Source organism: Bacillus sp. FSL K6-0268 (assembly GCF_038005425.1).
GTDB lineage: Bacteria > Bacillota > Bacilli > Bacillales > Bacillaceae_G > Bacillus_A > Bacillus_A thuringiensis_S.
Map to the genome: position 1 here is coordinate 4604749 of NZ_JBBOTF010000001.1, position 14017 is coordinate 4618765.

A 14017-nucleotide genomic window follows, 5' to 3' on the forward strand; every position below is an offset into this window, starting at 1 on the left:
CGTGCTCTGCTGATTAAAGTCTTACTTTAGCGGCAGTAAATCTCCCGCCAAAGCCCAATTGATGAAGGCCAATAATCAGTGGAAGATGCCCAACTGATTAAAGTGTTACTTTATGTTATAGTGGAATGATGGATTTAGCCTGCTTTTTTCGGTATATGAATGGCTGTGAAAGCCTATTCGTGATGCTACTACTATATGGTAAAAACTTCATTTTCTCTTCTTTTTATTTTACCTGTTTCTTATTAGAAAAGAAAGAAGAGACGACTGTTTTCAAAAATGTATACATGCTTAAATTTTTTTGGTGAAAGTCTCTTTTTAGAATGTATAAAAAATTGAAGGTGTTATCGATAAATAGGCATCTGTATAGCATGTATAACGATAGGTTTAAAGGTATTTTTGTTTGGAAATGAGTTCATTATTTTCAGAAAGGAAGTGTAAACATGATTAGTCAGTCAACGTTATTTTTATTCATACTACTTATTATAGGACTTATTGCTAAAAACCAATCGCTTACTGTAGCTATTGGGGTGTTATTTCTATTAAAATTTACGTTTTTAGGAGATAAGGTCTTTCCTTATTTACAAACGAAAGGAATTAACCTAGGTGTAACGGTCATTACAATAGCGGTGCTCGTACCGATTGCGACGGGGGAAATAGGTTTTAAACAACTTGGAGAAGCGGCGAAATCGTATTATGCGTGGATTGCTTTAGCTTCAGGTGTAGCAGTCGCTTTGTTAGCGAAAGGCGGCGTGCAATTGTTGACAACGGATCCTCATATTACAACTGCGCTTGTTTTTGGGACAATTATAGCGGTTGCGTTATTTAATGGGGTTGCTGTTGGTCCGTTAATTGGGGCTGGAATTGCCTATGCGGTTATGAGTATTATACAAATGTTTAAATAAGGAATTTTATAGTAATATAAAATTTTTGAATTCTTTCTGTTCACAAAAGTCAGATAATTGTTTATAATAGGATTAGAAACTTTGAAAAGTTACATAACAGCAGAGACTTTACACCAGATAAAATAAAAACAACATAAAACAATTTTATAATGATATTGTTTTATGTTGTTTTTATCATAAAACTCTTCGGAATGTATTTTCCTCACTAACTTGTTGTTTTGAGCGTGAGGATTCGGGGAGACATTCACGCTCATGCTTTCCATGTAAACCATGGACAATAAGAGGGGAACATCGCAACAAATTTGCATGATCGTGCATTTTGCTTGCCTAAAGAGTGAACGGGCGTTCATAATTCATAAGGGGAGCAAATAGATATAAGGAGCAAGGTTGGGAGAATTTTCAGGAAAAGGAGAGAATGTCATGACTGTTATTCGAGGTTTAGAAGGGGTAGTAGCAACAACATCATCTGTGAGCTCTATTATTGATGATACATTAACTTATGTTGGGTATAATATTGATGATTTAGCTGAGAATGCTACGTTTGAAGAAGTAGTGTACTTATTATGGCACCGCAAGCTTCCTAATGAAAAAGAACTAGCGGAATTTAATGAAATTGTATCTGAATACTATAAAGTTCCAGGTGAGATTTTAACATATTTGAAACAAGTAGATTTAAAAATTGCACATCCGATGTCTGTTTTACGAACTGCAATTTCCATGCTATCATTATACGATGAGAGCGCTGAAATTATGGATGAAAAGTCTAATTATTTGAAAGCGGTTAAATTACAGGCTCAAGTGGGAACTTTAGTTGCTGCTTACGCGAGAATCCGTAAAGGTTTAGATATTGTTGAGCCAAGAAAGGATTTATCATTAGCTGCAAACTTCTTGTACATGTTAAATGATCGCGAGCCAAATGAAGTTGAAATTGAAGCTTTTGATAAGGCACTTGTACTTCATGCAGATCATGAGTTAAACGCTTCTACATTTACTGCACGTGTTTGCGTAGCTACACTTTCAGATGTATATTCTGGTATTACAGCAGCAATTGGTGCATTAAAAGGTCCTCTTCACGGTGGGGCAAATGAAAATGTAATGAAGATGTTAACTGAAATTGGCGAAGAAGAAAATGTAGAATCATATATTCATAATGCTCTTCAAAATAAAGTGAAAATCATGGGCTTTGGCCACCGTGTGTATGAGCAGGGTGATCCACGTGCAAAACACTTACGTGAAATGTCTAAGAGATTATGCGTGCTTTTAGGAGAAGACAAATGGTATAATATGTCTATCAAAATTGAAGACATTGTAACAAAAGAAAAAGGTCTTCCACCAAATGTTGATTTCTATTCAGCTTCTGTATACCATTGTTTAGGAATTGACCATGACTTATTTACACCTATTTTTGCAATTAGCCGTATGTCAGGCTGGTTAGCTCATATTCTAGAACAATATGAAAATAACCGTTTAATCCGTCCACGTGCTGATTATAATGGACCAACGCATCAAGTGTATGTTCCAATCGCACAAAGATAAGCAAAAAACACTATTTTGATAGTGAAAATACGCTTTCAAAAGTCTGATTTTTTCGGAAAGATGTAATGATTAGAATATTTTAATTTGACTAACGGTTTGAACTGAGGGGTTATTCCCTCAGTTTCATACATATGAAATTTCAAACATGGGGGTTATCACATTGACGACAGGTGAAAAAATTACTGTAACTAATGGTGTTATGAATGTACCAAACAATCCGATTATTCCATTTATTGAAGGAGATGGAATTGGTCCTGATATTTGGGCAGCTGCATCTCGCGTAATAGAAGCAGCAGTTGAAAAAGCTTATGATGGTGAGAAGAAAATCGTTTGGAAAGAAGTGCTTGCAGGGGAAAAAGCATTCAACCAAACAGGCGAGTGGTTACCAGAAGAGACTTTAAATTTAATCCGCGAATATTTAATCGCAATTAAAGGTCCACTTACAACTCCAGTTGGCGGTGGTATTCGTTCTCTAAACGTAGCACTTCGTCAAGAATTAGATCTATATGTATGTCTACGTCCAGTTCGTTATTTTGAAGGTGTTCCTTCACCTGTAAAACGTCCGGAAGATACTGATATGGTTATTTTCCGTGAAAATACAGAAGACATTTATGCTGGAATTGAATATGCACAAGGATCTCCAGAAGCAGAAAAAGTTCTTGCTTTCTTAAAAGAAGCAATGGGTGTTAATAAAATCCGCTTCCCAGAAACATCTGGTATTGGTATTAAACCAATCTCAGAAGAAGGGACAAAGCGTCTTGTTCGTGCTGCAATTCAATATGCAATTAACGAAAAACGCTCTTCTGTTACATTAGTTCATAAAGGAAACATTATGAAATTTACAGAAGGTGCTTTCAAAAACTGGGGTTACGAAGTAGCGGAACAAGAATTCGGCGACAAAGTATTTACTTGGGCTGAATATGATCGCATTGTTGAAAAAGATGGTAAAGATGCAGCGAATAAAGCGATGGCAGACGCTGAAGTGGCTGGAAAAATCATCGTAAAAGATTCTATTGCAGACATCTTCTTACAACAAATTTTAACTCGTCCACGTGAGTTCGATGTTGTTGCAACAATGAACTTAAATGGTGACTATATCTCTGATGCACTTGCTGCACAAGTAGGTGGAATTGGTATTGCACCTGGTGCAAACATTAACTATGTGACTGGACATGCTATCTTTGAAGCTACACATGGTACAGCTCCAAAATATGCAGGTTTAGATAAAGTAAACCCATCTTCAGTTCTTCTTTCAGGTGTATTATTATTAGAACACTTAGGATGGAACGAAGCTGCGAAATTAGTAACAGATTCAGTTGAGAAAACAATTGCATCAAAAGTAGTAACATATGACTTCGCTCGCCTAATGGAAGGTGCAACAGAAGTGAAATGTTCTGAGTTTGCTAATGAGCTTATTAAAAACATGGATGTAGCGATAATCAAAAACGCATAATTAAAGCGGGGGGTAAATTATGACAATCAAACGCAAGAAGGTTTCAGTCATCGGTGCAGGATTTACAGGAGCAACAACGGCATTCTTATTAGCACAAAAAGAACTTGCAGATGTTGTATTAGTGGACATTCCACAACTGGAAAATCCAACAAAAGGGAAAGCGTTAGATATGTTAGAAGCGAGCCCAGTACAAGGTTTTGATGCTAACATTATTGGAACATCTGATTACGCAGATACTGCTGATTCTGACGTTGTCGTTATTACAGCAGGTATTGCACGTAAGCCTGGTATGAGCCGTGATGACTTAGTAGCAACGAACTCTAAAATTATGAAAAGTATTACGCGCGACATTGCAAAACATTCACCAAATGCAATTATTGTTGTGTTAACAAATCCAGTTGATGCAATGACATATTCTGTATTTAAAGAAGCAGGATTCCCGAAAGAGCGTGTAATTGGCCAATCGGGCGTATTAGATACAGCTCGTTTCCGTACATTCATCGCACAAGAATTAAATCTTTCTGTAAAAGACATTACAGGATTTGTTCTTGGTGGACATGGTGACGACATGGTACCTCTTGTGCGTTATTCTTATGCAGGCGGTATTCCGTTAGAAACGTTAATTCCGAAAGAGCGTTTAGAAGCAATCGTAGAACGTACACGTAAAGGTGGCGGTGAGATTGTAGGCTTATTAGGAAACGGTAGTGCATATTACGCACCAGCAGCTTCTTTAGTTGAAATGACAGAAGCAATCTTAAAAGATCAACGCCGTGTATTACCAGCTATTGCGTACCTTGAAGGTGAGTATGGTTATAGTGACCTTTACTTAGGGGTACCAGTAATTCTAGGTGGTAACGGAATTGAAAAAATTATTGAATTAGAACTTCTTGCAGATGAAAAAGAAGCGTTAGATCGCTCTGTAGAATCTGTACGTAACGTAATGAAAGTTCTTGTTTAATAATTGAATAGTAGTGAAAAAGATTCGGGATTCCGAATCTTTTTCTACTATTTACCGAATTGTTTTTTTGAAATAATATGAAAACGCTATCATTTGTAATATCCTATAATGAAACTGTAGATTTATACTATACATTGCCCTCATCATAGTAAATTTCGGATAAGGTATCGCTTTTAGTAGGATAATAAGGTGAAAAAATCGGAGGGGGTTGTAACATGTTAAAGAAAAAAGTTCAAATTGGTCGTAAAATGGATGAAATTACAGTAGGAGAGAAATTATCTATCACTGAAAAAATTGAGGATAAAGATTTGTTATTGTACTTAGGGTTAACGAATGATGCCAATCCATTATATATTCAGCATGATTACGCATCCCAAACTCCGTATGAAAAGCCGATTGTACCAAGCATTATGCTAACGGGAATGATTACAACGGCAGTTACGAAATATTTACCGGGTCCAGGAAGTCATATTACTAGGAAGGACCTTACGTTCGTGAAGCATGTTCACCATTATGAAACGTTACAAATCCACTTTGAAGTTGTGGCTGTTTCTGAGGAGGAACATACAATTGATATGCTTGTATCTGCTCATGATGAAAAAGGAGAAACTGTTGTAAAGGGTTCATTAACAGTAACGCCACCTTATAAATCTGTTTCCATTATGGAAAAAGCATTAGATAATTTTTAAAAGATGAAAATATGAATAGCGCTAGCATACCTTGAATAAGGATGCTAGCGCTATTTTTAGTTGAAGAATCCTTCTTTGAACCCTTCAGCAAATTCTGAGCAACCCGTTTTAATCGTATCCCAGCTCGGAGCGTTGAAAGCAAGGATACATGTGACTGCTAAAGATAGAATGGGTAGTATTAGTCGCATAATAGACCTCCTGATTGTATTAATTTATATATTAAGATTAATGATATAAATATCGGTAATTGAAGTCAATGAAAGGAGTGATTCTTTTAAGTGAGGTGGAAAAAAGAAGAAGTTATCTTTGAAACGATACGAGAAACTGAAGTGTGGGGCGATTTGATCGCGAATGAAATGTACGGGAGATTATTTGATGGATATGAAACGCTAGATTATAAAATAGCGTATGCTCTTTCGTTTTTCCTAGCACAAAATCAAGATTTTATCCCGCATTAACGGGCAGTAAGATCCCACCTCAAAATTCAGCGAAAGCAAAGAAGTTAGGTCGGGAATCAACTGCCCGTAAAAGCCCGATTGATTCAACTAATAATCAGTGGGGAATGAACAACCCCCACTGATTAAAGTTTCACTTTATAGTTCATACGGAAGTGAGCTTTAAAGAAGAGAGAGCAATCTATAAAGTTTGGCAAAATCCTGTGTAGTTGCAGGTGAAGCGTAATTACGTCTACTTTCTCAATTCTACACAAACGATCTCCATGAATAGACAATTATATTGAGAGGGACCTTGTTTTCTAGTATGATGAGAATAACGGGGGAAATACTAGGATGAAGAAGGTTTCAAGTCTATAACTTGGAGGAAAAGAATGAACAATCGTATTTTAGTAGTTGATGATGAGGAATTTATCTTAACTTTAATTGAATTTAATTTACAACAAGCTGGGTTTGAAGTTATAACAGCGATGGATGGAGAAATGGCGCTTCAAAAAGCGACAACAGAACGCCCAGATTTAATTATATTAGATTTAATGCTTCCGAAAATGGATGGTATGGAAGTGTGTAAAGAATTACGATTGCAGCGCGTTATGACGCCGATTTTAATGTTAACGGCAAAAGATGATGAGTTTGATAAGGTGCTAGGTCTTGAACTTGGGGCAGATGATTATATGACGAAGCCATTTAGTCCAAGAGAAGTTGTTGCTCGTGTGAAGGCAATTTTGCGCCGCACGAAATTACAACAAGAAGAACAAGTTGCAGAAGCGCCAGATGAAGATAGCATTACAATTGCAGAACTTAAAATTTTACCGGAGTTTTATGAGGCTTATTTCCAAGGAAGAAAGCTTGAATTAACACCAAAAGAATTTGAACTACTTGTGTATCTCGCGAAAAATAAAAGTCGCGTGTTGACGCGTGATCAATTATTAAGTGCTGTATGGAATTACGATTTTGCTGGTGATACACGAATTGTTGATGTTCATATTAGCCATTTGCGCGATAAAATTGAACAAAATACGAAAAAACCGACGTACATTAAAACGATACGTGGTTTAGGATATAAATTAGAGGAGCCAAAAGGGAATGAATAAATTTCGTTCCAGGCTTCTTTTTACATTTGTTTCTCTTATTGTATTTATTTTAGTTGGACTAGGCTTATTGCTAGAAACTGTGTTTGAAAACTACTATATAGATCATGCTAAAGAGAGAATGGTAAAAGAGACGGAGTATGTTGCGGCGTTAGCAGAAGAGCAAGGTTTTGATAAGGTCCTAAAAAATCCATACGTATTTGAAAAGTTAGAAGAAAAAATACCAGCTTCTATCGTATTTGTGAATGAAAAAAAGAAAGTTCAATATAGAAAAGGACAAGAATTGGCATTTAGTCCAGAGACGATTCAAGAACTTTCTTCGGAAGTGGCAAAACAACGAAGTAAAGTGATTACGAAAGAGACAGATCGAAAGAATCAATTTTATCATACGGTGTTCGTTCAAGATGTAGAAGGAAAACAAGGATACATTTTGGTGAAAAGTACAATCGATCCTTTAAGAGACGTACATCAAAAAACGTGGGGATTATTAATTATCGGATTTGTCATTGCTTGTCTCGTAGTTGTATTTTTAGGTATGAAAATTACAGGGCAATATATTAGGCCGATTGAATCAGTTACGAAAGTTGCAATTGAATTGGCGAAGGGTAATTATAAAGCACGTGCATACGAAAGTCATTCGGACGAAACAGGAATGCTGAGTAAAGCAATTAATATTTTAGCTCGTAACTTACAAGAGATGACACTGGAACAAGAAATGCAGCAAGATCGTCTGCATACGTTAATTGAAAATATGGGAAGCGGAATGATTTTAATTGATAGCCGCGGATATATAAACCTTGTAAACCGCTCTTATAAGGAAACTTTTCACGTAACAGATGAAGAATATTTAGATCGCTTATATTATGAATCGTTTCATCATACAGAAATTATTGAGCTTGTAGAAGAAATCTTTATGACAGAAGTGAAAGTGCGTAAACAAATGTTATTGCCACTTGGAATTGAGCGGAAGCACTTTGAAGTATATGGAGCACCGATTATCGGGACAAACCATGAATGGAAAGGGATTGTTCTCGTATTCCATGACATAACAGAGTTAAAGAAATTAGAACAAATGAGAAAAGACTTTTTAGCGAATGTTTCTCATGAATTAAAGACACCGATTACTTCTATTAAAGGTTTTTCAGAAACACTCTTAGACGGAGCGATGGATAATAAAAAATTCTGCGAACATTTCTTGCACATTATTTTAAAAGAAAGTGAGCGCATGCAAGGGTTAATTGAAGATTTATTAGATTTGTCGAAGATCGAACAACAAGGATTTAAATTAAATATGGGAACCGTTGATATGAAGGGGCTGCTTGAAGATATTCATATGGTGCTTGATAATAAAGCAGGAGAAAAAGAAATCTCTTTACAAGTGAATGTATTAAAACGTGCCTCTGTTATTGGAGATCCAAGTCGTCTGAAACAAATCTTTATTAATTTAATTAATAACGCGATCGTATATACACCGGCTGGAGGCGTTGTTTCAGTAGAGTTAGCGGAAGATAAATATAATGCTTATATAAAAGTATCGGATACTGGAATTGGTATTAGTAAAGAGGAAATTCCGCGTATTTTTGAACGCTTTTACCGAGTGGATAAAGCGAGAAGTAGAAATACTGGTGGTACAGGCCTTGGATTATCAATTGTAAAGCATTTAGTAGAGGCGCATCAAGGTACGATTACAGTAGATAGTGAAGTTGGAGAAGGGACAACGTTTACAGTTGTTTTACCGAAATCAGCAACTGAAAAATAGGATGAAGGATGTTTACAATATATTAACAATGTCTTAATTAAATATTAATAAAGCTCTGTTAATATAATACATGAAAACCCCTTCATCCAAGGAGTAATTTTGGACGAGAATAGTTAAACTGTTCTCGTCACTTCCCTTTATGCCAATATAAGTCTGTTTTATATATGAAAGAAAAGAACCGTTATTTTTCTTCTCTCTATTAGTCATGTTAATATAGAGAGAGGAAAGGAACGGTTTTTTTCTGTGAAAAAAATCATTTCAAATTTGCATGGGGAGGTTTCTGATTTGGAAAAAAAGGTCGTATTAGTAGATGGTAATAATATCGCGTATCGTGCTTTCTTTGCACTACCGCTTTTAAATAACGACAAAGGTATACATACGAACGCAATTTACGGTTTTACAATGATGTTAATGAGAATATTAGAGGAAGAAAAACCGACGCATATGTTAGTAGCATTTGATGCGGGTAAAACGACATTCCGTCATAAAACATATAGTGAGTATAAAGGCGGACGTCAAAAGACCCCACCTGAATTATCAGAACAATTCCCGTTTATTCGTGAGATGCTTGATGCATTCAACGTACCGCGTTATGAATTGGAAAATTATGAAGCGGATGATATTATGGGAACGCTAGCAAAAGAAGCAAGCGAACAAGGAGCAAGTGTAAAAGTTATTTCAGGAGATAAAGATTTACTTCAACTTGTTTCTGATAACACGCTTGTATGTATTCCGCGAAAAGGGATTACGGAAGTAGATGAATATACGAAAGAAGCTTTATTTGAGAAATATAGCTTATCACCAAAGCAAATTATCGATATGAAAGGTTTAATGGGAGACCAATCAGATAATATTCCGGGTGTACCAGGAGTTGGTGAAAAAACTGCGATTAAATTGTTAACACAGTTTGGAACGGTTGAAGAAGTGTATGACAATCTAGATCAAGTAAGCGGGAAGAAATTAAAAGAAAAACTGGAAGCAAATAAAGACCAAGCTCTTATGAGTAAAGATCTTGCAACTATCATTACAGATGCGCCGATTACAGTGCATGTGGATGATATGGAATATAAAGGATATGAAGCAAGTGATGTCGTTCCAATGTTCGAGAGTTTAGGATTTACATCTCTTTTAAATAAATTAGGTGTTACGCCAGAAGAAACGGCTCCAGCTGAATTAGATGATATTACATTTGATATTGTGGAAGAAGTTACCGAAGAAATGCTTCAGCAAGATAGTGCGCTTATTGTTGAAGTACAAGAAGATAACTATCATAAAGCAGATATTCAAGGTTTTGGTATTCAAAATGAAAATGGTTGCTACTTTATTCAAAAGGACATTGCTCTTAAGTCAGATGCATTTAAAGACTGGCTTGCAGATGGAGAGATGAGAAAGCATACATTTGATGCGAAGCGTGCAATCGTTGCACTGAAATGGAACGGTATAGATATACAAGGGGTTGACTTTGATCTATTAATCGCTGCTTATTTACTTGATCCGGCTGATACAGATAAAGATTTCCGTACTGTAGCGAAAATGAAAGAAACGCATGCTGTGAAATCTGACGAAGAAGTTTATGGAAAAGGCGCGAAGCGTGCTGTTCCAGAGTTAAAAGTAGTAGCGGAGCATGTAGCTCGTAAAGTGCATGTATTATATGATGTAAAGCAAACATTCGTTGAAGAGTTAGAGAAGAATGAGCAATATGAACTGTTTACAGAGTTAGAATTACCACTTGCGCGTGTATTAGCTGATATGGAAGTAAAAGGTGTAAAAGTTGATACAGAGCGTCTTCGTAATATGGGAGAAGAACTTGCAGGCAGATTAAAGGAAATGGAACAGGAAATTTATAAGCTTGCGGGAACAGAATTTAATATTAATTCACCGAAGCAGCTAGGTGTTATTCTGTTTGAGAATTTAAACTTACCGGTTATTAAAAAGACGAAAACAGGTTATTCTACGTCAGCTGATGTACTAGATAAGCTTATGGATCACCATGAAATTATTCCAAACATTTTACATTATCGTCAATTAGGGAAACTAAATTCAACTTACATTGAAGGTTTACTGAAAGTTGTACATGAAGATTCATCTAAAATTCATACTCGTTTTAATCAAGTGTTAACACAAACAGGTCGATTAAGTTCGACGGATCCGAACTTGCAAAATATCCCGATTCGATTAGAAGAAGGAAGAAAGATTCGTCAGGCATTTGTTCCATCAGAAGAAGGTTGGATTATGTATGCGGCTGATTATTCACAAATCGAGCTGCGTGTATTAGCTCATATTGCAAATGATAAAGGGCTAGTTGAAGCATTCCAACATGACATGGATATTCATACGAAAACAGCTATGGATGTATTTGGCGTTGAAAAAGATGAAGTAACTTCAAATATGAGACGACAAGCGAAAGCTGTTAACTTCGGAATTGTGTATGGTATTAGTGATTATGGTCTTTCGCAAAACTTAGGGATTACAAGAAAAGCAGCAGCGGAATTTATTGAAAAGTATTTAGAAAGTTTCCCTGGTGTACAAGAATACATGGAGGACATCGTAAAAGATGCGAAACAAAAAGGATATGTGGCCACATTATTAAATCGTCGCCGTTATATTCCAGAAATTACGAGTCGTAATTTCAATTTACGTAGCTTTGCTGAGCGTACAGCGATGAATACACCAATTCAAGGTACTGCAGCAGATATTATTAAAAAAGCGATGATTATTATGGCAGATCGTTTAGAAGAAGAAGGCTTACAAGCGCGTCTTCTTCTACAAGTACACGATGAATTAATATTTGAAGCACCAAAAGAAGAAATTGAAAAATTAGAGCAGCTTGTACCTGAAGTAATGGAGCATGCAATTGAACTCGCAGTTCCGCTGAAAGTTGATTATTCTTACGGTCCAACTTGGTACGACGCAAAATAAGGAAGTGATGAAATGCCTGAATTACCAGAGGTTGAAAACGTCAGACGGACACTTGAAAATCTTGTAACAGGAAAAACGATTGAAGATGTTATTGTTACTTATCCAAAAATAGTGAAACGACCGGATGATGCAGAAATCTTTAAAGAAATGCTAAAAGGCGAGAAGATTGAAAATATAAAGCGAAGAGGAAAGTTTTTGCTTCTATATGTAACAAATTATGTTATTGTTTCACATTTGCGTATGGAAGGTAAGTTTTTACTACATCAAGAGGATGAGCCGATTGATAAACATACGCACGTCCGTTTCTTATTTACAGATGGAACTGAATTACATTATAAAGATGTGAGAAAGTTTGGTACGATGCATCTCTTTAAGAAAGGTGAAGAGATGAATCAAATGCCTCTTGCTGACTTAGGTCCGGAGCCGTTTGATGCTGAATTGACACCGCAGTATTTACAAGAAAGATTGCAAAAGACAAATCGTAAAATAAAAGTTGTGCTATTGGACCAGCGTCTTTTAGTAGGGCTTGGAAATATATATGTTGATGAAGTTTTATTCCGTTCTCAAATTCATCCGGAACGGGAAGCTTCTTCTTTAACAGTAGAAGAAATTGAGCGGATTTATGAGGCTACCGTTACAACGTTAGGTGAAGCGGTAAAACGTGGCGGAAGTACAATTCGGACGTATATCAACTCACAAGGGCAAATTGGTTCATTCCAAGAACTCCTAAATGTATATGGAAAAAAAGGAGAGCCGTGTGTAACTTGTGGTACGATATTAGAAAAAACAGTAGTTGGCGGGCGAGGAACGCATTACTGCCCAGTTTGTCAGCCTAGAATATAGAAAAGAGATAACATCGGATAGGCATTTGTCATATACATACAGCAGAGCTATGTATAAGGGAGGAGCTTACCGATGTACCTTTATTTATCTCTTATTTTATTAGCTTTTACATTAAGCTTAGATAGCTGTAGTGTAGGGCTAACATATGGGTTAAGAAGCGTAAGAATTCCACTAAAATCAATTATAATTATCGGAATCTGTTCAGCGGCTGTTATGCTTGTTTCAATGGGAATTGGACATATGATCGCGAAAATATTTTCACCTGTTATCGCAACGCGTATCGGTGGGCTTGTTCTTATTGGAATAGGGATTTGGGTGTTATATCAATTTTTTCGAAGTGAGAAAAAAGAAGAACCGAAGCAAGAGGAGAAGGTCTGGAAATTAGAGATTGCCTCGCTAGGGCTAGTAATTCAAATTTTACGGAAACCGACTGTAGCAGATTTTGATAAATCAGGCACCATTTCTGCAGGAGAAGCATTACTTCTTGGTATCGCTCTTTCTGTAGATTCATTTGGTGCCGGAATTGGTGCATCTTTATTAGGGTATGCACCCGCTATGATGGCGATATTAGTTGCAGTTATGAGTTCTTTGTTTTTGTTTATTGGAATGAAACTTGGGACGGTTTTATCGAATGTGAAGTGGTTACAAAAATTTACATTCCTGCCTGGAGTATTACTCATTATTATTGGAATTTGGAAAATGTAAGTATGGGCGTGGAACATTAGTTTCGCGCCTTTTATTATGAGGAGGATTATGATGACAGTAGTAATTGGATTAACAGGAGGCATTGCAAGTGGAAAAAGTACAGTGTCTCAAATGTTTCGTGAATTGAGCATACCAGTTATTGATGCAGATATTATTGCGCGAGAAGTTGTAGAGCGAGGAAAACCAGCATATAACAAAATAGTAGAAGTATTTGGAACGGAAGTGTTGCAAAAAGACGGAGAACTGGATCGGCCGAAATTAGGGAGTGTCGTTTTCTATAATGAAGAAAAACGATTGCAGTTAAACAAAATTGTTCATCCTGCAGTACGTGAGGAAATGAATAGACAAAAGGAAATGTACATAAAAGAAAGTATGCAAGCGATTGTGTTAGATATCCCTCTTTTATTTGAAAGTAAATTAACAAGTCTCGTTGACCGTGTTTTAGTTGTAGCAGTTACTCCTGATACACAATTAGAACGTTTGATGAAACGAAATGGTTTTTCCGAAGAAGAAGCAACGGCGCGTATTCAATCTCAAATGCCGTTAGCGGAAAAAGTGAAAAATGCAGATGAAGTGATAAATAATGATGGCACAATTATGGGAACGAAAACACAATTGCAGGTGATTTTAAAGAAATGGAACATTATTGACTAAAAAATTGTGAAATTAATGAAAATGCTTAGTGACATATCCCCTTTTTGTGTTATACT

General features: G+C 36.3%; 13 protein-coding genes. 12 read left to right on the top strand and 1 reads right to left on the bottom strand.

Translation table 11 applies throughout. The features are described 5' to 3' along the window. The first annotated feature begins 440 nt into the window (after positions 1–440). From MHI28_RS24030 to MHI28_RS24050, 5 genes are all read left to right on the top strand, one after another. A complete protein-coding gene (locus MHI28_RS24030) occupies positions 441–902 on the top strand; it encodes a DUF441 domain-containing protein (RefSeq protein ID WP_000625507.1) in 462 nt (153 codons plus the stop codon). A gap of 387 nt (positions 903–1289) precedes the next feature. Beyond that, positions 1290–2438: a citrate synthase gene (citZ, locus tag MHI28_RS24035; RefSeq protein WP_000503651.1), complete on the top strand. Its 1149-nt coding sequence runs from the start codon at positions 1290–1292 to the stop codon at positions 2436–2438. Positions 2439–2598: 160 nt separating this feature from the next. Then, the gene (gene icd / locus MHI28_RS24040; protein WP_000206893.1) at positions 2599–3891 is read left to right on the top strand and encodes an NADP-dependent isocitrate dehydrogenase; all 1293 of its coding nucleotides are present in this window, start codon (positions 2599–2601) and stop codon (positions 3889–3891) included. A 19-nt stretch (positions 3892–3910) separates the two neighbouring features. After that, positions 3911–4849, top strand: coding sequence for a malate dehydrogenase (gene mdh / locus MHI28_RS24045; protein WP_000153232.1), 939 nt, complete (start codon positions 3911–3913; stop codon positions 4847–4849). A gap of 215 nt (positions 4850–5064) precedes the next feature. Beyond that, positions 5065–5538, top strand: a complete 474-nt coding sequence (locus MHI28_RS24050) for a MaoC family dehydratase (RefSeq protein WP_000914181.1) — start codon at positions 5065–5067, stop codon at positions 5536–5538. A gap of 56 nt (positions 5539–5594) precedes the next feature. Here MHI28_RS24050 and MHI28_RS24055 read toward each other — a convergent pair whose 3' ends face one another. Next, positions 5595–5726, bottom strand: a complete 132-nt coding sequence (locus MHI28_RS24055; RefSeq protein WP_001237011.1) for a hypothetical protein — start codon at positions 5724–5726, stop codon at positions 5595–5597. A gap of 90 nt (positions 5727–5816) precedes the next feature. On the opposite strand from MHI28_RS24055, the gene MHI28_RS24060 reads away from it, so the two are divergent. The 7 genes from MHI28_RS24060 (at position 5817) to coaE (ending at position 13961) form a co-directional block, all read left to right on the top strand. Continuing rightward, the gene (locus MHI28_RS24060) at positions 5817–5996 is read left to right on the top strand and encodes a hypothetical protein (RefSeq protein WP_001267361.1); all 180 of its coding nucleotides are present in this window, start codon (positions 5817–5819) and stop codon (positions 5994–5996) included. A gap of 368 nt (positions 5997–6364) precedes the next feature. Then, positions 6365–7084 carry a two-component system response regulator PhoP gene (phoP, locus tag MHI28_RS24065; RefSeq protein WP_001065220.1) on the top strand — a complete coding sequence of 240 codons (720 nt, stop codon included), beginning with the start codon at positions 6365–6367 and terminating at the stop codon, positions 7082–7084. After that, entirely contained in the window at positions 7077–8840 is a 1764-nt protein-coding gene (phoR, locus tag MHI28_RS24070; protein WP_001032097.1) for a sensory box histidine kinase PhoR, read from the top strand. The genes phoP and phoR overlap by 8 nt, the downstream gene beginning before the upstream one ends. A gap of 285 nt (positions 8841–9125) precedes the next feature. Next, positions 9126–11759, top strand: coding sequence for a DNA polymerase I (gene polA, locus MHI28_RS24075; protein WP_000412808.1), 2634 nt, complete (start codon positions 9126–9128; stop codon positions 11757–11759). Between the two features lie 12 nt (positions 11760–11771). Further along, positions 11772–12602 carry a DNA-formamidopyrimidine glycosylase gene (mutM, locus tag MHI28_RS24080; protein ID WP_340828315.1) on the top strand — a complete coding sequence of 277 codons (831 nt, stop codon included), beginning with the start codon at positions 11772–11774 and terminating at the stop codon, positions 12600–12602. A gap of 72 nt (positions 12603–12674) precedes the next feature. After that, positions 12675–13307 carry a sporulation membrane protein YtaF gene (gene ytaF / locus MHI28_RS24085; protein ID WP_000281730.1) on the top strand — a complete coding sequence of 211 codons (633 nt, stop codon included), beginning with the start codon at positions 12675–12677 and terminating at the stop codon, positions 13305–13307. 51 nt (positions 13308–13358) lie between these two features. Then, positions 13359–13961 (top strand): dephospho-CoA kinase, encoded by a 603-nt coding sequence (gene coaE, locus MHI28_RS24090; protein WP_000219323.1) that lies wholly within the window; start codon positions 13359–13361, stop codon positions 13959–13961. Positions 13962–14017: the final 56 nt, after the last annotated feature.

Coding starts and splice junctions, on each gene's coding strand:
- MHI28_RS24030 (WP_000625507.1), top strand. CDS start 441: ATGATTAGTCAGTCAACGTTATTTTTATTCATACTACTTATTATAGGA.
- mdh (WP_000153232.1), top strand. CDS start 3,911: ATGACAATCAAACGCAAGAAGGTTTCAGTCATCGGTGCAGGATTTACA.
- MHI28_RS24050 (WP_000914181.1), top strand. CDS start 5,065: ATGTTAAAGAAAAAAGTTCAAATTGGTCGTAAAATGGATGAAATTACA.
- MHI28_RS24055 (WP_001237011.1), bottom strand. CDS start 5,726: ATGCGACTAATACTACCCATTCTATCTTTAGCAGTCACATGTATCCTT.
- phoP (WP_001065220.1), top strand. CDS start 6,365: ATGAACAATCGTATTTTAGTAGTTGATGATGAGGAATTTATCTTAACT.
- phoR (WP_001032097.1), top strand. CDS start 7,077: ATGAATAAATTTCGTTCCAGGCTTCTTTTTACATTTGTTTCTCTTATT.
- mutM (WP_340828315.1), top strand. CDS start 11,772: ATGCCTGAATTACCAGAGGTTGAAAACGTCAGACGGACACTTGAAAAT.
- ytaF (WP_000281730.1), top strand. CDS start 12,675: ATGTACCTTTATTTATCTCTTATTTTATTAGCTTTTACATTAAGCTTA.
- coaE (WP_000219323.1), top strand. CDS start 13,359: ATGACAGTAGTAATTGGATTAACAGGAGGCATTGCAAGTGGAAAAAGT.